At 72.0% G+C, this 23,382-nt stretch carries 23 protein-coding genes; 8 read left to right on the top strand and 15 right to left on the bottom strand.

Annotation, left to right across the window (positions count from 1 at the left end):
* Nucleotides 1-37: 37 nt before the first annotated feature.
* From MUE36_04230 to MUE36_04200, 7 genes are all read right to left on the bottom strand, one after another.
* A complete protein-coding gene (locus tag MUE36_04230; GenBank protein MCU0310135.1) occupies nt 38-1,537 on the bottom strand; it encodes an arylsulfatase in 1,500 nt (499 codons plus the stop codon).
* 126 nt (nt 1,538-1,663) lie between these two features.
* Nucleotides 1,664-1,846: a hypothetical protein gene (locus tag MUE36_04225; protein MCU0310134.1), complete on the bottom strand. Its 183-nt coding sequence runs from the start codon at nt 1,844-1,846 to the stop codon at nt 1,664-1,666.
* Nucleotides 1,847-1,904: 58 nt separating this feature from the next.
* On the bottom strand, nt 1,905-3,161 hold the full coding sequence (locus tag MUE36_04220; protein MCU0310133.1) for a cytochrome P450: 1,257 nt from the start codon (nt 3,159-3,161) through the stop codon (nt 1,905-1,907).
* Nucleotides 3,162-3,335: 174 nt separating this feature from the next.
* A complete protein-coding gene (locus tag MUE36_04215) occupies nt 3,336-4,259 on the bottom strand; it encodes a cyclase family protein (protein MCU0310132.1) in 924 nt (307 codons plus the stop codon).
* Nucleotides 4,260-4,297: 38 nt separating this feature from the next.
* The gene (locus MUE36_04210) at nt 4,298-5,053 is read right to left on the bottom strand and encodes an SDR family oxidoreductase (protein ID MCU0310131.1); all 756 of its coding nucleotides are present in this window, start codon (nt 5,051-5,053) and stop codon (nt 4,298-4,300) included.
* 78 nt (nt 5,054-5,131) lie between these two features.
* The gene (locus MUE36_04205) at nt 5,132-6,241 is read right to left on the bottom strand and encodes an alcohol dehydrogenase catalytic domain-containing protein (GenBank protein ID MCU0310130.1); all 1,110 of its coding nucleotides are present in this window, start codon (nt 6,239-6,241) and stop codon (nt 5,132-5,134) included.
* 70 nt (nt 6,242-6,311) lie between these two features.
* Nucleotides 6,312-7,781, bottom strand: a complete 1,470-nt coding sequence (locus MUE36_04200; protein MCU0310129.1) for an aldehyde dehydrogenase family protein — start codon at nt 7,779-7,781, stop codon at nt 6,312-6,314.
* Between the two features lie 255 nt (nt 7,782-8,036).
* On the opposite strand from MUE36_04200, the gene MUE36_04195 reads away from it, so the two are divergent.
* A complete protein-coding gene (locus MUE36_04195; GenBank protein ID MCU0310128.1) occupies nt 8,037-8,699 on the top strand; it encodes a Crp/Fnr family transcriptional regulator in 663 nt (220 codons plus the stop codon).
* Nucleotides 8,700-8,735: 36 nt separating this feature from the next.
* Here the strand turns inward: MUE36_04195 and MUE36_04190 are convergent, their stop codons facing one another.
* A complete protein-coding gene (locus tag MUE36_04190) occupies nt 8,736-9,626 on the bottom strand; it encodes a TIGR03619 family F420-dependent LLM class oxidoreductase (protein ID MCU0310127.1) in 891 nt (296 codons plus the stop codon).
* Nucleotides 9,627-9,753: 127 nt separating this feature from the next.
* On the opposite strand from MUE36_04190, the gene MUE36_04185 reads away from it, so the two are divergent.
* A complete protein-coding gene (locus MUE36_04185; protein ID MCU0310126.1) occupies nt 9,754-11,475 on the top strand; it encodes an amidohydrolase family protein in 1,722 nt (573 codons plus the stop codon).
* A 57-nt stretch (nt 11,476-11,532) separates the two neighbouring features.
* On the opposite strand, the gene MUE36_04180 is transcribed toward MUE36_04185, so the two are convergent.
* The 5 genes from MUE36_04180 to MUE36_04160 all read right to left on the bottom strand — a co-directional run bounded on the left by MUE36_04180 (nt 11,533) and on the right by MUE36_04160 (nt 15,776).
* A complete protein-coding gene (locus MUE36_04180; protein ID MCU0310125.1) occupies nt 11,533-11,952 on the bottom strand; it encodes a VOC family protein in 420 nt (139 codons plus the stop codon).
* Between the two features lie 114 nt (nt 11,953-12,066).
* Nucleotides 12,067-12,729, bottom strand: a complete 663-nt coding sequence (locus MUE36_04175; GenBank protein MCU0310124.1) for a glycosyltransferase family 2 protein — start codon at nt 12,727-12,729, stop codon at nt 12,067-12,069.
* A complete protein-coding gene (locus tag MUE36_04170; GenBank protein ID MCU0310123.1) occupies nt 12,726-13,391 on the bottom strand; it encodes a glycosyltransferase in 666 nt (221 codons plus the stop codon). Before MUE36_04170 ends, MUE36_04175 begins: the two co-directional genes overlap by 4 nt.
* 5 nt (nt 13,392-13,396) lie before the next feature.
* Nucleotides 13,397-14,464, bottom strand: coding sequence for an NAD-dependent epimerase/dehydratase family protein (locus tag MUE36_04165; GenBank protein MCU0310122.1), 1,068 nt, complete (start codon nt 14,462-14,464; stop codon nt 13,397-13,399).
* Nucleotides 14,465-14,504: 40 nt separating this feature from the next.
* Nucleotides 14,505-15,776 carry a hypothetical protein gene (locus tag MUE36_04160; protein ID MCU0310121.1) on the bottom strand — a complete coding sequence of 424 codons (1,272 nt, stop codon included), beginning with the start codon at nt 15,774-15,776 and terminating at the stop codon, nt 14,505-14,507.
* A gap of 263 nt (nt 15,777-16,039) precedes the next feature.
* Between MUE36_04160 and MUE36_04155 the strand changes: the two genes are divergently transcribed.
* The 4 genes from MUE36_04155 to MUE36_04140 are packed head-to-tail and all read left to right on the top strand — an operon-like array spanning nt 16,040 to nt 19,994.
* A complete protein-coding gene (locus MUE36_04155; GenBank protein ID MCU0310120.1) occupies nt 16,040-17,173 on the top strand; it encodes an acyl-CoA/acyl-ACP dehydrogenase in 1,134 nt (377 codons plus the stop codon).
* Between the two features lie 40 nt (nt 17,174-17,213).
* Nucleotides 17,214-18,035 (top strand): PhnD/SsuA/transferrin family substrate-binding protein, encoded by an 822-nt coding sequence (locus tag MUE36_04150; GenBank protein ID MCU0310119.1) that lies wholly within the window; start codon nt 17,214-17,216, stop codon nt 18,033-18,035.
* Nucleotides 18,036-18,078: 43 nt separating this feature from the next.
* Complete coding sequence (locus tag MUE36_04145) at nt 18,079-19,071, top strand: radical SAM protein (protein ID MCU0310118.1); 993 nt, start codon at nt 18,079-18,081, stop codon at nt 19,069-19,071.
* Nucleotides 19,072-19,085: 14 nt separating this feature from the next.
* Nucleotides 19,086-19,994 carry a hypothetical protein gene (locus MUE36_04140; GenBank protein MCU0310117.1) on the top strand — a complete coding sequence of 303 codons (909 nt, stop codon included), beginning with the start codon at nt 19,086-19,088 and terminating at the stop codon, nt 19,992-19,994.
* Nucleotides 19,995-20,037: 43 nt separating this feature from the next.
* Here the strand turns inward: MUE36_04140 and MUE36_04135 are convergent, their stop codons facing one another.
* On the bottom strand, nt 20,038-20,676 hold the full coding sequence (locus MUE36_04135; GenBank protein ID MCU0310116.1) for a GNAT family N-acetyltransferase: 639 nt from the start codon (nt 20,674-20,676) through the stop codon (nt 20,038-20,040).
* 124 nt (nt 20,677-20,800) lie between these two features.
* Between MUE36_04135 and MUE36_04130 the strand changes: the two genes are divergently transcribed.
* Entirely contained in the window at nt 20,801-21,727 is a 927-nt protein-coding gene (locus MUE36_04130; protein ID MCU0310115.1) for a calcium/sodium antiporter, read from the top strand.
* An 8-nt stretch (nt 21,728-21,735) separates the two neighbouring features.
* Here the strand turns inward: MUE36_04130 and MUE36_04125 are convergent, their stop codons facing one another.
* The gene (locus MUE36_04125) at nt 21,736-22,446 is read right to left on the bottom strand and encodes a pirin family protein (GenBank protein ID MCU0310114.1); all 711 of its coding nucleotides are present in this window, start codon (nt 22,444-22,446) and stop codon (nt 21,736-21,738) included.
* A gap of 97 nt (nt 22,447-22,543) precedes the next feature.
* Between MUE36_04125 and MUE36_04120 the strand changes: the two genes are divergently transcribed.
* Nucleotides 22,544-23,320 (top strand): sulfite exporter TauE/SafE family protein, encoded by a 777-nt coding sequence (locus tag MUE36_04120; protein ID MCU0310113.1) that lies wholly within the window; start codon nt 22,544-22,546, stop codon nt 23,318-23,320.
* Nucleotides 23,321-23,382: the final 62 nt, after the last annotated feature.

Here is a 23,382-nt window from a genome sequence, read left to right as displayed (position 1 = left end):
GGCGTTTGGGCGGTGCGGCGACCGGGGGCGACGGCTGCTACGCGCTGGGGATCCCCGCCTCGAGCTTGGCCCTGACCTTCTCGAGGCTGAAGCTGGCCGGCGCCTGGCGAGGCGGGAACTCGAGCAGCGTGAGCAGCATCTCCCCCACGAACGCCTGGGCCGGCATGAGGATCCAGGCCCGGTCGAGCATCCAGTCGTAGTAGGTGTTCGACGTGATGTCGGCCCGTTCGAACGGGTCGGTGCGGAGGTTGAAGATCTTCGGGACACGCAGCACGGTGTAGGGCTCGGCCCACACCGCGAGCGTGCCGGTGGCCCGTTGCTCCAGGAACACGAGCTTCCAGTTGTCGAAGCGCAACGCGGTGAGGTCACCGTCGTCGGAGACGTAGAAGAAGTGCTTCCGAGGGCTCTCGTCGACCTCTCCCGTGAGGTAGGGGACCTGGTCGTGACCGTCGAGGTGCACCCGGTAGGTGGTGCCGTTCAACTCGGCGCCGGCCTTGAGTCGGTCGGCGATGTCGGTCGCACCCACCGCGGAGAGCAGGGTGACGAACCAGTCGTTGTGGCTGAAGATGCCGTTCAGCACCCGTCCCGCCGGGATGCGGGCCGGCCACCGCACCACCGCCGGCACCCGGTACGCCCCCTCCCAGTTCGAGTTCTTCTCGTTGCGGAACGGGGTCATGCCCGAGTCGGGCCAGGTGTTGAGGTGCGGGCCGTTGTCGGTCGAGTAGAGGACGATCGTGTTCTCGGCGACGCCGAGGCGATCGAGGGCGTCGAGCAGGTCGCCCACGATGTCGTCGTGGTCGAGCATCGTGTCGTGGTACTCGGACTGCCAGCGTCCGGCCCGGCCCTTGCTCCCCGGCTTCACGTGGGTGCGGAAGTGCATGTGGGTCGAGTTGAACCAGACGAACCACGGCGTCTCGGCCGCCTGCTGGCGCTCCATGAAGTCGACGGCCGCGTCACGGAACTCGTCGTCGCAGGTCTCCATGCGCTTGCGGGTGAGGGGCCCGGTGTCCTCGATGCGCTGTGTCCCGTCGCCGTTGGCCCACGAGCGGATGACCCCCCGCGGCCCGTAACGCTCCCGGAAGTTCGGGAAGTCCTCCGCGTCCGGGTAGTCGTCGAGCTCCGGCTCCTCCTCGGCGTTGAGGTGGTAGAGGTTCCCGAAGAACTCGTCGAACCCGTGCATCGTCGGGAGGAACTCGTCACGGTCGCCCAGGTGGTTCTTGCCGAACTGCCCGGTGGCGTAGCCCTGGGCCTTGAGGGCGGTGGCGATCGTCGGGTCCTCGGGACGCAGGCCGATGTCGGCGCCGGGCATGCCCACCTTGGTGAGTCCCGTCCGGTACGGGTTCTGCCCGGTGATGAACGCGGCGCGACCGGCGGTGCAGCTCTGCTCGCCGTAGTAGTCGGTGAAGCGCACCCCCTCGGCTGCGATCCGGTCGATGTTGGGCGTGCGGTAGCCCATCAGCCCGTCGCTGTAGCACGAGAGGTTCGAGATCCCGATGTCGTCGCCCCAGATGACGAGGATGTTGGGCTGGTCGCTCACGTCGTGCCTCCTGGCGCAGGTCGTCCACCGGATCGGTGTTCTCGGGCCGTCATCCTCCCACGACGGTCAGAGCCCGAGCGGCGACACGCCACCTCGCCCCGGACGACGCCCAAGCCGCCGGGGGGGTCAGGCACCCAGCGCGGCGAATCCCTCGTAGACCATCCATGCCGGCCAGAGCAGACCCTGGAAGAACACGAGCACGAACGCCCAGAACGAGTCGGCCTGCTGCCAGAAGTACACCCAGGCCCCGAAGACGCCCAACCCGTAGATCGCCCCGCCGCCCGCTGCCGCACCACCGTTACCGGCCATGCGACCACCATCGGCGATCGGCGGTGGGGACACCAGGGTCGAACGACCTCGCGACGGCTCAGCTCTCGGGCGTGAACACCACGGGAAGCGACTCGACACCCCGCACGAAGTTGGCCCGCGAGTACACCGGCTCGGCGCCCTCGCGCACCCGCATGTCGGGGAACCGGCGAGCGATCTCCTCGAAGACGGTGCGCACCTCGAGCCGGGCGAGGTGGATGCCCAGGCAGAAGTGGTTGCCGATCCCGAAGGCGAGGTGGTCGTTGGGCGAGCGGTCGACGAGGAACTCGTCGGGACGGTCGAAGTGCTCGGGGTCCCGGTTGGCCGACTGGTACAACATGAGGACCTTCTCGCCCTCTCGGATCAGGGGGCCGAGCATGTCGGTGTCCCGGGTGGCGGTCCGAGTGAAGTTCATGACCGGCGACACCCACCGGATCATCTCGTCGACCGCGGTGTCGAACAGCGACGGGTCCTCGACGAGGCGACGCCACTGGTCGGGGTGGTCCGAGAGCACCTTCATGGCCCCGCTCATGGCGTTGCGGGTGGTCTCGTTGCCGGCCACGACCAACAGCACGAGGAAGCCGAGGAGCTCGTCGTGGTGGATGTCCTGGTCCTCGGCGAGCACGCCCTCGGCGGACGCCGTCACCAACTTCATGACCAGGTCGTCGGGCAGCGGCGCCGCTTCGGCGCCGGCCTCGACGGCCCGCTGGTGCTCGGCCAGGAGCGCCCGCCGGGTCTCGAGCATGCCGGTGAGGTAGGTCGTGTACTCGACGAACGCCTGGGCCCCGGCGGCCATGGCCGGATCCGCCGGGTCGTCGACGGCGGAGGCCAGCATCATCGCGTCGGACCACTTCCACAGGCGGTGGCGGTCCTCGACGGGCAGGCCCATGAGCTCGGCGATGATGACGATGGGCACCGGCACCGCGATGTCGGCGACGAAGTCGCACTCGCCCCGGTGGGCGACGGCGTCGAGGGTCTCGGTGACGATCTCGCGGAGGTGGGGCTCGAGAGCCCGGATGGCCCGCGGCGTGAAGCCGCGGTTGATGAGCCGGCGCTGCTGGAGGTGACGGGGCTCGTCGAGCCCGATCAGCGACAGGTCGTAGTCCTGCTTGGGGCGCACGCCCTGCCCGGAGCAGAAGATCTCGTTGTGCAGGGAGACCTGCATCACGTCGGCGAACCGGGAGATGACCCAGAGCTCGTTCTTCGGATCCCAGTGGACCGGGTCGTTCTCGCGGAGCCATGCGTACACCGGGTACGGGTCGCCCTGGTAGAGCTCCGGGTCGAGCACGTCGATGTGGGCCGGGTCGATGACGGTCATGGGTCCCCTCGCGTTCAGCCGTGGTCGTGTGACGGTCCTGTAGTCACAGACTCATGAACCTAGAGAAGCACTGGGGGGCGAGCCAGGGTCGAAGGACCCTGCCGGGTCCGGCACGGCCGAACGACCGGCACCGCCGGCACGGCCGAACGACCAGCACCGCCGGCACGCCAGGGGCTACTTGACGGCGACGGGGTTGACCGGGGAGCCCGTGGCGTTGGTGATGGGCTGGGGCGGGGCAGAGAGGAAGAAGCTGTACTGGCCGTCGTCGGCGCAGTCGGCGGCGAGCGCCTCGAGGTCGAAGTGCTGGCCCTGGGTGAGGCCCATGTCGACGAGGTGGATGAGGTGCACCGGCAGGGGCATGTCCTCGTACTCGCTCGGGAACACCTCGAAGGTCCCGTTGTCCACGGCCACCGCAGCGATCTCGTTGCGGTGGAACCACTCGGCGCTCTGCAGCGACGGGCCCGCGGCGGTCATCGTGTAGCTCATCTTGTCGCCGGCCTTGAGCATCTGCATGGCCCCGGTGCGCAGCAGCACGATGTCGCCGGAGGCGATCTCCACCTTGGCCATCTCCGCGGCGGCGTCGAGGTCGTCGCCGGTCACGGCGTAGCCGCCCTCGAGCTTGTCGACGCCCTTCAGGCGGGCGATGTCGAGCAGCACGCCGCGCCCGGTGAGCGTGCCGACCCGCTCGATGCCGAGCACGGTGGCCCCGTCGACGGTGATCGAGTCGGCGGGGACGCCGTTGTAGAGGTGGCCCTCGTAGCTCACGTGGCTGAGGCCGTCCCAGTGGGTGCCCGCCTGGAGGCACAGGACGATCATGTCGTCGCTCGACCGGAACACCGGGTCGAGCACGCCGGGGCTGTTGATCTCGAGCATCGTGTGCTGGGGGTTCTGGCGTCGGCCGATGAACCCGAGCTGGGGTCCGTCGAAGTCGAGCGGGATGGCGAGCGAGAACGACTTGCCGCTGCGCACCGAGGCCGCGGCGTTGCGACGGGCCTCGGCGTCGATGAAGTTGAGCGTGCCGAGGCGGTCGTCGTCGCCCCACCGGCCCCAGTTGCGGACCTTGGCGGAGAGCTCACGGAAGTGGTCGTTGAGCGGCATGTCGGTTCCCCCGGGGGTGAGCGTTGGTCGGTGACGGACTAGATCGAGATGCCGCTGTCGCAGACCACGACGGCGCCGGTCATGTTGGAGGCTTCGGGGCTGGCGACGAAGGCGAAGGTGGCAGCCAGCTGCTCGGGCTTGGCCGGGGGGATGTTGTCCCGGCTCATCTTCTTCATGCGCTTCCAGTCGACGCCCTCGGGCGGCAGGAACTGCCCGTACAACGGCGTCTCCACCCCGCCCGGGGCGACGGCGTTGATGCGCAGCGGCAGGTCGTACTCGGTGGCGAGGGCCTTGGTGAGCATGATGACGCCGCCCTTGGAGGCGCAGTACGCGGCGCTCCACGGCTGGCCCATGATGCCGGCGGTCGAGGCGGTGTTGACGATCGACCCCTCGCCTCGGCCGACCATGTCGGGAAGGACCGCCCGGCACATGTGGAAGGTGCCGGTGAGGTTGATGGCGACCATCCGGGCGAAGTGCTCCGGGTCGGCGAGATGGGTCTCCTGGAAGCCCCCGATGCCGGCGACGTTGCACAGCACGTCGATGCGACCGAACTCGGCGAGCACACCGGCCACCGAGGACTCGACCGCCGTCCACGAGCTCACGTCACAGGTGGCGCTGACGGCGGTCCCCCCGTCGTCGGCGATGAGCGCCGCGGTCTCGGCGACCGCATCGGCCACCACGTCGAGGCAGGCCACCGTGGCCCCCTCGGCGGCGAGGCGCCGGGCGGTGGCCCGTCCGATGCCGGACGCCGCGCCCGTGACGACGGCGAACTGGTCGGTGAAGCGGGTGTCCATCGTCGTCCTCTCGGATGCGGCGGAGTCGGTGGGGGGCGCCCGGCGGGTGGGTGGGGAGAACCGGCGGTCAGGAGGCGGTCAGGAGAAGGTGAGCACGCCGCGGGCCACGCCGCCGCTCTCCATGTCGTGCACGGCGTCGTGGAAGCCCTCGAGGGGGTAGGTGTTGGTGACGAGCTCGTCGAGCATGAACTCGCCCCGCCGGTACAGCTCGACGATCTGCGGCATGTGCACGTGAGGGCTGTAGGACCCGGCCCGCACGCCGATGACACCGCGCTCGTTCTGCGTGAACGGCTGGTACGGCAGCTCGAACCTGGCGTCACCGCCGGGCGTGCCGATGATGACGACGTTGCCCCCCCAGTCGAGCATGTTCAGGGCGTTGAGCGTGACCTCGGGTCGGGCCACCACGTCGTACACCCAGTCGACCCCACCGGCACCGAAGGGGCCCGACAGCACCCCGTCCTCGTAGGGGACCAGCGTGCGCACCTGGTCGACGATGTCGCCGGCCCGGCCGTCGAGGAAGTCGGTGGCGCCGAACTGGCGGGCCAGGTCCTCCTTCTGCGGATCGACGTCGATGGCGATGATGCGGCTGGCGCGGCGAACCCGCAGGGCCTGGATGGCGTTGAGGCCCACCCCGCCGCAGCCGTACACGACGGCGGTCTGGCCGACCTCGACGTTGGTGCGGTACATGACGGCGCCGGCGCCGGTCATGACCCCGCAGCCGACGAGGCAGGCCGACTCGAAGGGCACGTCCTTGGGGATCTTGACGGCCTGGATGGCCCGGATCACGGTCCGCTCGGTGAACACCGAGGCGGCGGCGAAGTTCCAGCACGCCTCACCGTTGAGGGTGAAGGGCTGGGCCATGTTGCCGAGCGTCTGACGACAGCGGGTGGGCTTGCCGGCGCCGCACGCCTTGCACATCCCGCAGGCGGCGAGCGTGGAGATGATGACGTGGTCGCCGACCTCGACGTTGGTGACCCCGGTGCCCACCTGCTCGACGATGCCGGCGCCCTCGTGGCCGAGCACCGCCGGCGCCGGCCAACCGAAGGCCCCCGAGGCGGCGGTGATGTCGGAGTGGCACACCCCTGCGGCCATGATCTTGACGATCACCTCGCCCGGGCCCGCGTCGCGCACCTCGAGGCCGTCGAGGACCTCTGCGCCCTTGTCACCGGTGTAGACGATGCCCTTCATGGATCCCCCCGGGGGTGGGCCCGGCGCTCGTGCGCCCGGCGTTGGTTCGTGGTGGAGTGCGTCGTGGTCGTCAGGCCGGCCAGATGACCGACTGGAGCTCGGTGTAGGCCTCGAGGCCGTAGTCGCCCCCGTCGCGGCCGACGCCCGACAGCTTGAAGCCGCCGAAGGGCACCTCGTGGTGGCGCTGCACGGTGTTGATGCCGACGGTGCCCGAGCGGATCTGCTTGGCCAGCTCGTAGGCCCGGGGGCCGTCCTCGCAGAACACGTAGGAGAGCAGGCCGAAGTCGCTGTCGTTGGCGATGCGGACGGCCTCGTCCTCGTCGTCGAAGGGGACGACCACCACGACGGGGCCGAAGATCTCCTCGCGCACGGGGCTCATGCCGTTGTTGCAGCCGGCGAGCAGCGTCGGCGCGACGTAGTACCCGGTGTCCATGCCCGGGTCGCGCCCGTCGACCACCAGCTCGGCGCCCTCGCTGATGCCGTTCTCGATGTGGGCGAGGATGCGGTCACGCTGCACGGCGGAGATGACCGGACCGACCACGGTGTCGGCGTCGAGGGGGTCGCCGACCTTGAGGGCCTTGGCCGCCTCCGCCAGGCGGCTCACCAGCTCGTCGTAGCGGCTGCGGTGCACGATCACCCGAGTGGGGGCGGTGCAGATCTGACCGGAGTGGAACGCCCACACCGAGGCGATGCCGGTGACGGCCTTGTCGAGGTCCGCGTCCTCGGTGACGATGCAGGCCCCCTTGCCGCCGAGCTCCTGGAGCTGGCGCTTCATGGTGCGGGCGCCCGCCTCCATGATCTTGATGCCGATGGGCGTGGAGCCGGTGAAGCTCACCATGTCGACGTTGTCGTCGTCGACGAGCACCGCGCCCACGTCGGGTGCCGAGCCGGTGACGATGTTGACCACGCCGGGCGGGAAGCCGACCTCGTCGAGGATCTTGGCGAGCTCGATGACGCAGAGCGGGTCTTGCGGCGCCGGCTTCATGACGACCGTGCACCCGACGGCGAGGGCCGGCGCGATCTTGCCGACCATGTTTGTGGTGGGGAAGTTGTAAGGCGAGATGCAGGCCACGACGCCGACAGGCACCCGGTTGACGACACCGCCCATGAGCGCTCCGGGGGCGAGGGGCGTGGAGGCGATGGGCTGGGGCGGCACGCCCTTGGTCAGATCGGTCATGGCGCCACGGGCGTAGCGCTCGAAGCGGCTGATGGCCACGGGGATCTGCATGAGCGACCCCACCGAGGACGTGGCGCCGGCCTCGGCGATGACCAGCGGGATCAGCTCCGGGGTGCGCTCGGCCAGACGGGCGCCCGCGGCCCGCAGCAGCGCAGCGCGCTCCTCGGGGGCGGTGCGGCTCCACGCCGGGAACGCCTCGGCGGCGGCGGCGGCGGCCGCTCGGACGTCGTCCGCGGACGCCTCGGGCGCCTCGGCCACGACGCCTTCAGTGGCCGGGTTGACGATCTCGTAGGTGCCGTTGCCGCCGGGGGACCACTCCCCTCCGATGAGCTGTCGGTACGCGTCGGTCGTCGTCGTTGCCATGGATCTGACGATACGTCAGAGCTGCGGCGCCCGTCACAACGACGCGGACCGGGGCGCGTCGACGGCCCCGGTCCGCCACCGGGGCCGTCGATCCCTGGTTCCCGCCAGGTCGGGTCCCGGTCCGGGGGCGCTCCGGGAACGTCCTCCAGCCTCGTGGCGAAGGGCGCCGGCATCTGTGCCCGCCGACACGCGCCGGACGTGCCGGTCGGCATCGACGCCACGCCGGCAGGGCCGGGCCGCTAGGTTGCGCGGCTCATGAGCGACGCGGGCTCGCTGTTCGAGGTGGTCGGCGACGAGGAGCGCACGGCCCTGTTGAAGATCATGCGGCGGCGGCGGTTCGCCCGCGGCGAGGTGATCTTCCACCAGGGCGACCCCGGCGACGCCGTCCACGTCATCGAGAAGGGCTTCGTGAGCTTCCAGGTCGCCTCCCCGCTCGGCGACCAGGTGATCCTCAACGTGCAGCAGCCCGGTGACGTGTTCGGGCTGGGCGGCATGCTCATGCCCGATCACCACCGCATCGGATCGGCCATCGCCCTCACCCCCGTGGAGAGCCGCTCCCTGGCCTGGAGCCAGTTCGAGGAGCTCCGCCGCAGCGACCCCCGCGTGGAGCGCTTCATGTCGCACGTGCTGGCCATGCAGATGCGTCGCCTGATGGGCTACGTCCTCGAGTCGCTCTACGTCCCCGTCGAGGTGCGGGTGCTGCGCCGCGTCGACGAGCTGTGCGACATCCTCGGCCGCGTCCAGGGGCACGTCATCGAGATCCGGGTCCGCCAGGACGACATCGCGGCGATGGCCGGCACCACGCGGCCCACCGCCAACCGCGCCCTGCGCGCCGCCGAGGCGAGGGGCCTCATCCGGCTGTCGAGGGGCTGCGTCGAGGTCCTCGACCGTCCGGCGCTCGCCGCCCGGGCCCGCTGAGGCGGGGCGCGCCGAAGCCGGGCGCGCCGGGTCGCCTCAGCCGGCGAGCGGAGCGATGACGTCCTGGCCGAAGCGGGCGACCGCCGCCAGTCGGGCCTCGAGGGTGACGGCCTCGCCCTTGGCCTCGGCGTCGTAGCCGGCCAACATCGCCGGGGCGGCCAGGAATCCCGTGACCCCCCGCTCGGCGAAGCGGCGGAAGTCGTCGGGGTCGAGCGAGTAGATGCCGAGGATGCACTCGTAGCCGTCGCCGAGGTGCCGGCCGTTGGCGCGCAGATGGGCGTCGAGTCGGTCGAGGACGGCGTCGGCCTCGTCGAGGGGGTAGGCGTTGCCCACCCATCCGTCGTTGCGGGCCGAGCGGCGCAGCGCCGGCTCCGAGTGCCCGCCGATCCAGATCGGCATCGACCCCCCCGGAGGGGCGGGGGACATGGTGACCGGCGGGAACGAGTAGAACTCGCCGTCGTGGCTGACCTTCTCGCCGGTCCACAGCTTGCGGCACACCTCGAAGCCCTCGTCGGTGCGCCGTCCCCGGGTGGTGTAGTCCTCCCCGAGGATCTCGAACTCCTCGGCCATCCAGCCCACCCCCGCGCCGAGGGCGACGCGGCCCCCGGACATCACCGCCGCCGATCCGGCCAGCTTGGCCACCTCCACGGGGTTGCGCAGCGGGAAGACGTAGATGCCGTGGCTGAACCGCACCCGTTCGGTGACCGCGGCCATGGCGGCGATGGCCACCCACGAGTCGATCCACGGGGTGTCGGCGGTCCAGAACGCCTGGCCGTCGTCCTGGTAGGGGTACGCCGACGCGATGGTCTCGGGATAGAGCAGGTGGTCCGAGACGAGCAGGCCGCCGAAGCCGGCGTCCTCGCAGGCCACGGCGAGCGCCGGCAGCTCGGTCGGGTCGATGAAGGCCGTGCTGTGCCAGAACTCCATGAGCTGTCCCCCTGTGGTGCCTCGGCGGGTCGGCCGCGCGAGGTGGCGTGATGACCGCCGCAGTGTAATCTGACGATTCGTCAGAAACGTGCGCCGACGCACGCCGGCGTCAACGAAGGGGTTCGCCATGCTCGACGAGATCATCAGGGGCGGCACGGTCGTCGACGGCACCGGGGCCCCGGCCCGGGTCGCCGACGTCGGCATCCGCGACGGGCGCATCGTCGCCATCGGCGACATCGCCGAGGACGCCACCACCGTCACCGACGCCACCGGCCGCATCGTGATGCCGGGCGTGGTCGACCCCCACACCCACTACGACGCCCAGCTCATGTGGGACCCGGGCGCGTCGCCCTCGGCCAACCACGGCGTCACGACGGTGATCGCCGGCAACTGCGGCTTCACCCTCGCCCCTCTGCGCCCCGATCCCGCCGAGACCGAGTACCTCCAGGAGATGATGTCGAGGGTCGAGGGCATGCCGCTCCCGGCCCTGCGCCAGATCGACTGGGACTGGGAGACCTTCGCCGACTACCTTTCGAAGTTCGAGGGCAAGATCGCCGTCAACGCCGGGTTCCTCGTCGGGCACTGCGCGCTGCGCCGCTACGTGATGGGCGCCGACGCCGTCGGCAACGAGGCCAGCCCCGAACAGATCGAGGCGATGGTCGCCGAGCTGCGCACGGCCATCGAGGCCGGCGGGCTGGGGTTCTCGACCACGCTGTCGGGCTCGCACAGCGACGGCGACGGCCAGCCGGTGCCGAGCCGCTGGTCGACCACCGAGGAGCTCATGGCGCTGTGCACCGAGACCGGCCGGCACGAGGGCACCACCCTCGAGGGCATCGTCCCGGGGTGCCTCGACCGCTTCGAGGACCACGAGATCGAGCTGCTGGCCGAGATGAGCGCCGCCGCCAAGCGACCACTCAACTGGAACGTGCTCACCATCGACAGCCGGGAGGCCGATCGGGTACCCCGCCAGCTGTCCGCCGGCGACCGCGCCGCCGAGTTGGGCGGACGGGTCGTGGCGCTCACCATGCCGGTACTCGTGCCGATGAACATGAACTTCCTCACGTTCTGCGGCATCTGGCTGCTGCCCGGCTGGCAGGACATCCTCCAGGTCGACGTCGAGGAGCGGATCACCCGCCTCCGCGATCCCGAGGTCCGGGCCCGGATGCTCGAGGCCTCGCACTCCCAGGAAGCAGGCGTGTACCGACGACTGGCCGACTGGGACGAGTACGTCATCGGGGACACGTTCTCGCCGGAGAACGAAGGCGTCTCCAACCGCACGGTCGCCGACATCAGCGCCGAGCGGGGCACCGAGCCCTTCGACACCCTGCTCGACATCGTGACCGCCGACGAGCTGCGCACCATCCTGTGGCCGGCACCCAAGGACAAGGACGACGCCACCTGGAAGATGCGGGCCGAGGCGTGGGACGACCCCCGGGCGATGATCGGCGGGTCCGACGCCGGCGCCCACCTCGACCGCATGTGCGGCGCCACCTACCCCACCCGCTTCCTCGGCGACATGATCCGGGGTCGCAAGCTGGTGCCGCTCGAGCGGGCCGTGCAGCTCATCACCCAGGTGCCCGCCGAGCTGTTCGGCCTGCGCGACCGCGGCACCCTCGAGGTCGGCAAGGCCGCCGACATCGCGGTGATCGACCCCGAGACGGTGGGCAGCGAGAACGCCCACATGGTGGCCGACCTCCCGGGGGGGTGCGAGCGCCTCACCGCCGGCTCCTTCGGCGTGGAACGGGTGCTGGTCAACGGCACGACCGTCATCGTCGACGGTGAGGCCACCGGCGCCGTGCCCGGCACCCTGCTGAAGGCCGGGCGCGACACCTACACCGTCGAGGTCTGACCCACCCGACGCCGAAGGGGATCGACCACACCGCAGCAGCGGCGTCGACCCGCCGCGTCAGCCGGCGTCCTCGACCTCGCCGCTCAGCATCCAGGACACGCCGAAGCGGTCCACGCACGCCCCGAACAGCGGCGACCAGAAGACCGGCGCGAGCGGCATCTGCACCTCGCCGCCGTCGGCGAGGGCGTCGAACACGCGACGCACCTCGTCGAGGTCCGTGAAGCCGAGGTGCAGGGCCACGCCCTTCACCCCGCCGCCGTCGCCGGTCGGGTCGTCGGACCCCATGATCATCGTGGCCTCGTCCAGGGTGAGGGCGGCGTGCATCACGGCGTCCGGCGCCATCTCCATGCCGGGATCCTCACCGTCGGGGATCTCCGAGAACGCCATGATCTCGAGCTCGCCGCCGAGCACCTGCTGGTAGCGGGTCATGGCCTCGCGGGCGGTGCCGGAGAAGAACAGGTACGGGTGCAGCGACATGGGGCCTCCTGGGGTCGGGGTGTGTCGGTCGTCGTCGATCATGACGACGCGAGCGGCCCGAATCCATCGGTCGCCTGCGCCCCGCCCCGCATGCTCCCACGGAGGGCCGACGCGTCAGGCGCGGCGGATCTGGCGCCGCATGTCCCGCACCGCCTGGACGGTCCCCCGGACCGTCCCGGTCACCTTCGACCGGCCCTGCCGGGGGGCGTAGGGCACCACCACCTCCCCGACCGACCACTGCTCCTGGCCGGCCCGCACCAGCATCTCGAGGGGCCACCCCGAGCGGCGGTCCCGGAGTCCGAGCGACAGCAGCCTCTCCCGGTCGGCGACCCGCATCGGGCCCAGATCGGTGATCCCGAAGCCGAACCGGCGCCGCAGCCGCCGAGCCAGGTACCGGTTGGCCAGGCGGGCATGGACCGGCCACGCGCCCGGAGCCGCGTCGCGGGCCCCCAGGACCAGGTCGAACGAGCCGTCGAGGACGCCTCCGGCCACCGCCGTGAGATCGCCGGGATCGAGGGACGCGTCGCAGTCCATGAAGGCCACCCAGGGGGCCTCGGCGGCGCAGAGTCCGGCGTAGCACGCTGACCCGAAGCCCCGGCGGGGCTCCTCGACGACCCGGGCGCCCAGGCCTCGGGCGACGTCGGCCGAGCCGTCGGTCGAGCCGTTGTCGACCACGAGGGGCCGGAACCCGGGGGGCATCCGCTCGAGCACCCACGGGAGGGCGTCGCGCTCGTCGAGCACCGGCAGCACCACGTCGACCTCCGCCGGAGCGGTCACCGCGCCGGTCCGAGCCTCGCCAGCGCACGGGCGAAGCCGGTGCCGGGGGCGGCGTCGGCCACACGACGGGCGGAGACCGCGTCGTCGACGTCGGTCAGCTCGTCGATCAGCACCGTCCGACAGCCCAACTCCTCCAGTCGGGCGAGCTGGGCGGCACCGGTCGTCGACGCGCTCATCAGGACCCCCGCGAACGCGCCCGCCACCGGACGGGAGAAGCCGATCAGCCAGTACCCGCCGTCGGTCGCCGGACCGAGCACCGCTCGGGTCGAACCGCTCTCGTCGCCGGTCGAGCCGTCGCCCGGATCCAGCGCCCGCCGCGCCCGGACGAGCAGCGTGGGGGTGACCTGGGGGGTGTCCATCCCGATGACCACGACCGGGCCTCCGGGGAGACGCCGGAACCCCTCGTCCACGGCCGCTTGGAGGCGGTCACCGAAGGCGCCGTCGACCTGGGGGACGCAGCCGGTCCCGCTGCGCAGCCATGACCCGGGGCGCCCGTCGAGCACGACGAGCGGCACCGAGTCGGGCGTCGCGGACACCGCGTCCATGGTGTCGTGCAGGCAGGCCTCGGCGAGCTCGGCGGCCTGGTCAGGGGTGAACGGGGGGCACAGGCGGGTCTTGACGAAGCCCGGTCGAGGCTCCTTGGCGAGCACGCAGACGATCACCCCGGTCAGTCCCTCAGCGGCGCATGGGCGAACTCGGCCATCCCCTCGGCGAAGCCGATCCCGGCCCGGAAGCCGAGCACCTCGGCGGCCCGCACCGGGGAAGCCACGATGTGGCGGACGTCGCCGGGTCGATGGCCGCCCACCACCCGGGGCGGGGGCGGGAGCGGACCGTCGTCGCGGGCGGCGATCGCCGACACGAGGGCCTCCGCCATGTCGAGCACGGTGTGCGGCTCGCCCGAGGCCACGTTGAAGGCGCCGGCCACGTCGGGAGGGGCCTCGACGGCGACGACGTTGGCCCGCGCCACGTCGCGCACGTGCACGAAGTCGCGCCGCTGACCGCCGTCTTCGAAGACCAGCGGGGCCTCACCGCGTTCGGCCGCCGACCGGAAGATGCTCGCCACCCCCGCGTAGGGGGTGTTCCTCGGCATCCGTGGGCCGTAGACGTTGTGGTAGCGCAGCGCCACGAGCGTGCCGTCGTGGTCGGCGGCGTAGCTCTGGCAGAGGTGCTCCTGGTGGAGCTTGGTGGCGGCGTACACGTTGCGCGGCTCGAGGGGGGCGTCCTCGGGCACGTCGACCGACTCGAGGGGCCCGGCGCACGCCGGGCACGGTGGTTCGTAGACGCCGGCCGCCAGGTCCTCGGCCCGACGACGGCCGGGCCGCACCACACCGTGGGCCGGGCACCGGTAGCGACCCTCGCCGTAGACGACCATCGAGCTGGCCAGCACGATGCGCCCCGCGAACCGGTCGCGGTGCAGCGCCCGCAGGAGGTTGGCGGTCCCCAGATCGTTGTCGGCCACGTAGTCGGCGACGTCGTCGAAGTCGACCCCGAGGCCGACCATCGACGCCTGGTGGCACACGACGTCGATGCCCCGCACGAGACCGTCGAGCGCGTCGCCCTCACGGAGGTCGACCCAGTGGTAGCGCACCCCGGGCGCGAGGTGGTCGGGGTGGCGGTGGTGGGCGAGGGGATGGAGGTTGTCGATCACCGTCACCTCGTGACCCCGTTCGACGAGGAGATCGACGACCGTCGACCCGATGAAGCCCGCCCCACCGGTCACCAGGACGCGGCTCATCCGACTCGCTCCGCTACCCGGGCCCGGCCTGCGCCCGGCTTCACCAGTTGGCCCCGATGACACCGGTGAACACGACGGCGGAGCCGACCTGGACGAGCAACCACCCGGTGGCCTGGCGTCGGCTCCGCCAGAGGCACGCCGCCGCCGGGAGGACGAGCAGGGTGAACGGGAGCCAGATCCGCTCGACCTCGCCCTCGGAGAGCCCGCTCACGCCGGCCAGCACGGCCGCCGCCAGGCCTCCACCGACGATCACCCACATGCGCCGGTCGCGCAGCAGCGCCAACCCGGCCGCGGTGGCAGGACCGAGGGCCAGCGCCCAGGCCCCGAAGTTGGCGAACAGGAAGTACCCGTAGGGGCGCTCCACGTCGAGCGTGTGGTACTCGCGCAACGTGGCGTCGAGCCCGTCGAGCAGCCAGAACCCCCACCCGGCGACGGCCAGCACCACTCCTGCCGCTGCGGTGCCGGCCACCAGCAACGGTCGCCACCGACGCTGGTGCCACGCCACCGCCAGGACGGGGACCGCGGCGAGGGCCATGCCGTAGGACTGCAGCACCGCCGCCGCCGACAGCACCCCCGCCCCGACGGCGAGGAGGTCCGCCCGGTGGGTGCGAGCACTCCGGCCGGCCAGCGCCAGGAGGGCCACCGCCCACGCCACCGTCGCCATGGTCACCCCGTCGGTGGACGTCACGATCCAGGTCGCCGCCGGGGTGAGGGCCACGAAGGGAGCGCTGCGGCGGGCCCAGTCCTCCCCGGCGATCGTCCGGACGGCGACGAGCACGGCCGGCACGGCGGACAAGGAGACGACGATGACGACGACCGCCGCCCACCGCTCGCCGCCGAGGCCGATCGCCTCGAGGGCGCCGAAGAGCAACGCGAACCCCGGGGGGTGCCCGCGCAGGGCGATCGGCTCGCCGGCGAGGGTGGGCACGTAGTCGGCCAGGAACGCGCCCGGACCGGAGGCGACCCGCTGCACCGCCGCCGCGTAGTCGGCGTCGAAGTACAACCCGCGGGTCAGCCCCGACGGTCCGTCGACCAGCGCCAACCCGACCCACCACGCGACGGCGCCGGCCGTGGCCGACGCCACGACGGCGGCCCAGCGCGCCGCACCGGCGGCGCGCGGGAGCACCACCGCCAATCCGATCCCGAGCGCGACGATCGGGACCAGCGCCACGGGGACCTGCTGCCGGTAGCCCCCGAGGACCGGGGGGGTGAACAGCACCAGCTTCGTGCCCGTCGCCTCCAGGTGCAGGCCCCACGCCCGGGCGACGACGACGAACAGGACCCACACCGCGAGTGCGGCGACCGTGGGCACGACCAACCCGATCCCGGGCGCCCCGACGACCGGCGCGACGTCGCGGGCTGCGGGCCGATCGCGGGGTCCGGTCCCGGCCGGGGCGGGCGAGGCGAGCACGCCTCATTCCACCATGCACGCCTGCGAGCCGTGGCCGAACAGATCACAACAATCCCGAAATCCGGTTCCTGTCCCCTTCCGCGAAGCCGGGGCCCTCACTACGTTCGGCGGCCATCGCCCGACCCGCTTCGACGGGCCCCACCGACGACGAAGGAACGACCGCCATGGACGACGTTGCCCTCCGCGACCGCCTCGACCGGGCGCTGCCCGTGCTGGTGACCGAAGCCGACAGGGTCGACGCCGATGCGGTGTTCCCCCGGGCGTCGATCGACGCACTGACCGAGGAGGGCCTGCTCGGGCTCCTGCTGCCCGAGGACGTCGGCGGGCTCGGGGCGACGCCTGCGCAGTTCGTGACGACGATGTCGTCGGTCGCCCACGCCTGCGGATCGACGTCGATGGTGCTGCTCATGCACCTCGTGTCGAGCGCGGTCATCGACGCCACCGCGGACGGCGGGCGTGAGGACCTGCGGCGAGAGCTCGCCGAGGGTTCGGCACTGGCGACCCTGGCCTTCTCCGAGGCCGGATCGCGCAGCCACTTCTGGGCTCCGGTGTCGCAGCTCCAGCCCACCGACGGCGGATGGCTGCTCGAGGCCAGGAAGAGCTGGGTGACCTCGGCCCGGGAAGCCGACGTGTGGGTGTCGTCGGTCCGGCCCGCCGACGTCGGTGGGCCGATGGAGTCCGAGCTGTACCTCGTGCGCCGCACCCAACCGGGCGTCTCGGTGGACGGGCGCTTCGACGGGCTCGGCCTGCGGGGCAACGACTCCGCCCCGGCGAACCTCTCGGCGACCGTCACCGAGGCCGACCGCCTCGGGCCGGCGGCGAGCGGCTTCGGGCAGATGATGCAGATCGTCCTGCCGTGGTTCGCGCTCGGCAACTCGGCGGTGTCGGTCGGGTTGGCCCGGGCGGCCCTCGACCGGGCGGTGGCCCACGTCAGCGGGTCCCGCTTCGACCACCTCGACACCGCGATCGCCGACCTGCCCACCGTGCGGGCCTACGTGGCCAAGGCGTGGACTTCGCTGCGAGCCCACGAGACTCTCCTCGCCGACACCGCCCGGCGGGTGGCCGAACCCGACGAGGGGACGGTGCTCGCCGTGCTGGCCACCAAGGCGGGCTGCAACGAGATGGCGTTGTCGGTCACCGAGACCGCCCTGAGGGTCGCGGGGGGCGCGGCGTTCTCCAAGCAGGTGGGCATCGATCGGCCCTACCGTGACGCCCGGGCGGGGTTCGTGATGGCGCCCACCTCCGATGCGTTGTTCGACTTCGCCGGGCGGGCCCTGTGCGGCATGGACCTGTTCTGACGTCCCCGACCGACCCGACCGACCCGACGAGGATCCCCCGATGACCGAACCCGAACCGATGGTGGTGGGCGCCGTGGCCTACTCCCCGAACGTGGTGCCGATCTGGGAGGGGATGCGCGACTACTTCCGCGACGCCCCCGTCCCCATGGACTACGTCCTCTACTCGAACTACGAGCGTCAGGTCGACGCACTGCTCGCCGGCCACGTCGACCTCGCCTGGAACACCAACGTGGCCTGGATCCGCACGCTGCGCCGCACGGGCGGATCGGCCCGGGCCCTGGCCATGCGCGACACCGACCTGGTGTTCACGACCCTGATGATCGGGCGCAAGGGCGGAGGTCGCGACGGTCTCACCGGGGTGCGGGGCGCCCGGGTGGCGTTGGGGTCGCGTGACTCCGGCCAGGCGCGCATCCTCCCGCTGTGGTTCCTCGAACGGGAGGGCATCGGGACCGACGAGGTCGAGTTGATCCTCTTCGACAGCGACGTCGGCAAGCACGGCGACACCGGCCGCTCGGACCTCGATGCGCTCAGGGCGGTCGCCGAGGACGAGGCCGACGTCGCGGCCGTGGGCGTCAACACCTGGCAGGCCCTCTCTGCAGCGGGTGATGCGGGCATCGCCGACTTCGAGGTGATCTGGGAGTCCGAGCCCTACAACCACTGCAACTTCACGGCACTCGACAGCCTCGACGACGGTCGTGCCGAGGCCTGGGTTCGACACCTCCTCGCCATGTCCTGGGACGACCCGGACCACCGGCGGGTGCTCGAGCTCGAAGGGCTGCGGGAGTGGAAGCGCGCCGAGCTCGACGGCTATGCCTCGCTGGACGAGGCGATGACCGCCCAAGGGATCGCCGACCACTGGTGATGGCACCGCGCCCCGACCCACGCGCCGACGCGCCGCCACCGCGATGAGCTTCGAGCTCGTCAGCCGGCTCGTCGAGGAGGTCGGTGCGACCGCCGCCGGGTCGACGTGCATCGTGGCCGTCGACGGACCCGCCGAGGTCGACGTCGTGGCCGAGTGGTGCCGGGCGACCTCGAACACCGTGCTGGCCGTGCACGCCGAGGGCGTCGAGGTCCACCGCGGGCCCATCGACGATCCGATCGCCGCGCTGCCACCGGAGCGCCGGCCCGGGCACCGCCTCTGGGTGTACACGAACTTCCACTGCAACCTGGCCTGCGACTACTGCTGCGTGGCCTCGTCCCCGCGGGCCGCGCCCCGGACCGTCGGTGTGGGGGACTTCGCAGCGCTCGTCGACGCCGCGCTCGACCACGGTGTCGCCGAGCTCTACGTGACCGGCGGGGAGCCCTTCCTCCTGCTCGACCTCGACGACCGCCTCGGGCACGCCGTGGGCCGGATCCCCACCACGGTGCTGACCAACGCCATGGTCTGGACCGGCGAGCGCCGACGCCGCCTGGAGGCGCTGCCCCGCGACGGACTCACCCTCCAGATCAGCCTCGACTCGGTCGACGCCCACCTCCACGACCGCCACCGCGGCGCAGGGAGCCACGCCCGGGCCGTCGCCGGGATCCACCTCGCCCTGGAGCTCGGCTTCGACGTCCGGGTGGCGGCGACGCTCGGCGCAGACGCCGGCCCGGAGGCGGACAAGCTCGACGCCTTCTTCGACGAGCTCGGGCTCACCGATCGCCAACGGGTCGTGCGCCGAATCGCCCGACAGGGCGCCGCCAACGCGGGGCTCACGGTGTCCCGGGCGTCGCTGCTGCCCGAGGTGTGCGTCACGGCCGAGGGTGTGTGGTGGCACCCGGTGGCGGCCACCGATCCCGCCATGCGCGTCGGTGACGACTGGCGCCCGCTGGGCGCGGTGATCGAGGCGGTCACCGACGAGCTACGCGAGCACCGACTGCGGGGGGACGTGCTGGCCAGCACGTTCCCGTGCGCCTGACCGGACGGGACCACATGGCTGGATCGGACGTGGGAGTCGAGGACGACAGCTGGTGGGCCCGCCGAGACCGGGTGGCGGCCACGGTCGACCACGCCGTGCGCGACGTCGGGCCGATCGTCGTGCGATGGCTGCTCGGCCTGATGTGGCTGTCGAACGTGAACTGGAAGGTGCCGACGGAGTTCGGGGGCCTGCGCAACTTCGTGCAGGCCGGTGTCGACCACCCGGTGGTCCCCGGGTCGGCGTGGGTGTTCGAGAACGTGGTGCTGACCCAGATCTCGGCGTTCGGGTGGATGACGCTGTTCGTCGAGGTCTTCGTGGCCGCCGCGCTGCTCAGCGGACGGGCGCTGCGCACCGCCGCGGTGGTGAGCGGGCTCCAGGCGCTGGGCATCGGCCTGGCCGTGGCCAACGCCCCCGAGGAGTGGTACTGGTCGTACCTGCTGATGTTCGGGTTGAGCATCGCCGTGCTCGTCCAAGCCGGTCGCTCCCACCCGCACTCCGCCCGTTCGATGGGCGTCGTCGCCGCCGTCTACGGCGCGGCCGTCGCCGTCACCAACCTCGCGGCCGGGTTCACCGGTGACGACAACATCACCCGGACGCTGTTCACGGGGCGCAACGACATCCCCGACGAGTTCGGCGTCTCGGTGTTCCCCGGCTCCGTCGCCCTCGGGCTCGTCTTCATCGCGGTGGGCATCGGCACCTGGCTGCTGGCCGGTGCCGGCGCCGCAGCGCGACGAGCGGTGGGCGGGGGGACCATCGCGCTCGCGGCCGTGCTGTTGTTCACGTACCGGGCCGCCCCGGACACGCTGGTGATCGGACTCGGCTCCCGGGCCGTCCACTGCGCCGTGCTCGCCGCCCTCGGGCTCTCGCTGCTCCCGCACCACGCCGAACAGGGGGCCACAGCGTCGGGGCCGTCGACACGCTGAGCGGGACCGGGAACCCGTCGACACGGCGGGACCCGTTGTGCGGTCACGACGCTTCGGTGACGTCACCTCCCCCCTCTCCCGCCCCACGGCGCCGGAGCTGTCGTGGGCCCGACCCTGCGGCAGTCCTGCCGCCGGGCGACCGATCGCTCGGCTCGTCCGTCGGCGCCCGGTCAGCCGACGCCAGCCGGCGGCGCATGGCCACCCTCGGCGACACCTCGAGGCCGCCGATGCGCTCCATCTCGCGGACCGCCGCCAACTCGGGACCGAGCTCCGCCTCGTCGAGGATCGAGAACCCTCGCCGCGAGTAGTACGGGGCGTTCCACGGGACATCCCGGAAGGTCGTCAGGGTCACCCACTCCGAGCCCACGCCGCTCGCCCACGCGCACACCCGGTCGAGCAACGCCGTCCCCACTCCCCTCCCCGATGCCATCCGCGTGACACTGACCTGGTCGAGGTGTCCGTGGTCGTCGACGATCGACGCGACCGCGTACCCGATCACCTCTCCGTCGAGCTCCGCCACCCACATCGTGCCGGCGCGGACGTGACCGGCGAGCTCGTCCGCCGATGGCGGGTCGTCCTCGGCGACCGGGCCGAGACCGACCTCGTGGAACCGTCGACCGGCATCGACCTCGATCACCCGCGCCCACTCGACGTCGCCCTCGACGGCCGCTCGAACGGTCACCACTGCCCCATTGGACCACGGAGGCTCCGCTCCACGCCCGTTGCCCTCCCGGAGGCTCGCTATCCTCGGGCTCCGGAGCGCCGGGAAGCCTGGTCGGCACACGCCGAACCACGCCCGGAGGATCATGACCACCGCCGTCACCCTGCTCGCCGGCATCGCCGCCGCAGCCGCCGGAGGGGAGCTCTTCGTCCGCGGCGCGGTCGGGATCGCCGCATGGGCCCGCGTGCCGGCGGCCATCATCGCCGTCACGGTCGCCGCGTTCGCGACCTCGAGCCCGGAGTTCTTCGTGGCCCTGAGCGCGGCCGCCGACGACACGTCGGCCATCGCCTTCGGCGACGCCCTCGGCTCCAACGTCGCCAACGTCGGCCTCATCCTCGGGCTCGCACTGTTGATCCGGCCGCTGACCGCCGAACGGGCCACCGTCCGCCGCGACCTCCCGGTGGCGGTCGCCGTGCCCTTCCTGATCCTCGCGCTCGTCGCCGACGGCACCATGTCCCGCCTCGACGGCGCCGTGCTGCTCACCGTGTTCGCGATCTGGCTCGGCGTCACGGTGCGCCACGCCCGTCGCGCCCGCGCCGACTCCGTCGAGGTGCTCGGCGAACGGAAGCGAGGGCGGGCGGTGGTGGTCACGCTGGTCGGCCTCGGGCTCCTCGTCGTCGCCGGGCGGCTGATCGTCGTCGCCGCCGAGGCGATCGGCGACAGCCTCGGTCTCGACCCGTTCGTGGTCGGCGCCACGTTCGTCGCCTTCGGCACCTCGATGCCCGAGTTGGCCACCGTCCTAGCCGCCGGGCTCCGGGGCCACGAGGAGATCGGGCTCGGCGCCATCGTCGGGTCGAACATCTTCAACGGGCTCTGGATCGTGTCGGTGCTCACGATCCTGCGTCCCTTCGACGTCGCCCTCGGCGAGGTCGCGCTCAGCCTCGTGATGGGGGCGGTGAGCATCCTGTTGCTGGTCCCGAACCGCCGCCTCACCCTCGACCGCTGGCGAGGCGGCGTCCTCGTCGGCACCTATGTGCTCTTCACCGTCCTGGTCGTGGCCGGCGGGCCCTGACCACGCCCTCAGGCAGTGGCCCAGACGAGCACCTCGGCGCCGCTCGGCCCGGCGGTGAGCGACGGCGAGCCGGCGGCGGTGAGTCGTACGGCGTCCCCCTCGGCCAAGGGCCCGGCCCCTTCGAGCCCGGCCTCGCCGAGGGCCACGAAGAGGTGGACGTGCCGGGCGTCAGGCACCGCGACGGTCTCCCCCGCCTTCAACCGGCCGCCCCAGAGGACGGCATCTCGTTGGCGGATGGTGATCGCGGCGTCATGACCCTGCCCCGAGGCGATCGGCTGGAGCCCACCCCGGTCGAGCTCCGAGTTGATGTCGCGTTGCTCGTAGGACGGGTCGACGCGCTCGGTGTCGGGCGGCACCCACATCTGCACGAAGTGCACGTCCTCGCCCCGCGACGGGTTCATCTCCGAGTGCCAGATACCGGTCCCGGCGCTCATCCGCTGGGCCAACCCGGGGTACAGCTCGCCGTGATTGCCCTCGGAGTCCTTGTGCTCGAGCCGGCCCGACAGCACCCACGTCACGATCTCCATGTCCTGGTGGGGGTGGGTGCTGAACCCGGTGCCGGCGGCGACCCGGTCGTCGTTGGAGACCAACAACAGCCCGTGGCCGGTGTTGGTGGGGTCGTAGTGGCGCCCGAAGCTGAAGCTGTGGCGGCTGTCGAGCCACCCGATGCGGGTGTGGGGCCGGGTGTCCGCTCGACGGACATCGATCGCAGCGTCCATGACGGTGTCTCCTCGCGTGTCGTTCACACTCCTCAACATCGGGGCATTCCCGGACGACATCGCCCCGACGGTCGACGCGGCTGGGCGAGGATGAGGCGTGAGCCCGATCGAACTGCTCCTCGTCGCCGCCGCCGGTGCAGCCGCCGGGTTCGTCAACGCGGTCGCGGGCGGCGGGACCCTCATCTCCTTCCCGGCGCTCACCGCGGTCGGCCTGCCCATCGTGTCGGCCAACGTCACGTCGACCGTGTCGCTCTCCCCCGGCTACGTCGGCGGCGCCTACGCGCAGCGAGGCTCCGTGCGCGCCCAGCGGGACCGGCTGCGGGTCCTGGCCCCGGCCGGGGCCTTCGGCGGGCTCCTCGGCGGGCTGCTGCTGCTGGCCACCGGCGACGACCTGCTCGAGCGGCTCATCCCCTTCCTCATCCTCTTCGCCTGCGCCCTCCTCGCCGGACAGGACCGGGTTCGTTCCGTCATCGAACGCCGCCGGACCCGATCCGGGGCGGACCGGTCCGTCGCCGATCACGGCCTGACGACCGCGGCCGTGGCGATGGTCTTCCTCGCGTCGATCTACGGCGGCTACTTCGGCGCCGGACTCGGCATCGTGTTCCTCGCCGTGCTCGGCGTGTTCCTCCCCGACGACCTCACCGACGTGAACGCCCTCAAGCAGGCGATGTCGGTGGTCGTGAACGTGACCGCCAGCCTCTTCTTCGTCTTCTCGGGACGGGTGTGGTGGGGAGCTGCCGCGGTGATGGCCGTCGGGGCCCTGGTGGGCGGCAACCTCGGCGGCCGGCTCGCCGGTCGGCTCCACCCGGCGGTGTTCCGGTGGATCGTCGTCGCCATCGGCATCGTCGTGGCCATGGTCTACCTGGTGCGCTGATCCGTCGACGGGGCCCGGACGCAGATCGGTCCCGGCCGGGGCCGGGACCGATCTGGATTCCC

It is taken from the genome of Acidimicrobiales bacterium, assembly GCA_025455885.1.
Classification (GTDB): domain Bacteria; phylum Actinomycetota; class Acidimicrobiia; order Acidimicrobiales; family Acidimicrobilacustridaceae; genus Rhabdothermincola_A.
This window is presented reverse-complemented; position numbering and strand designations above follow the sequence as displayed.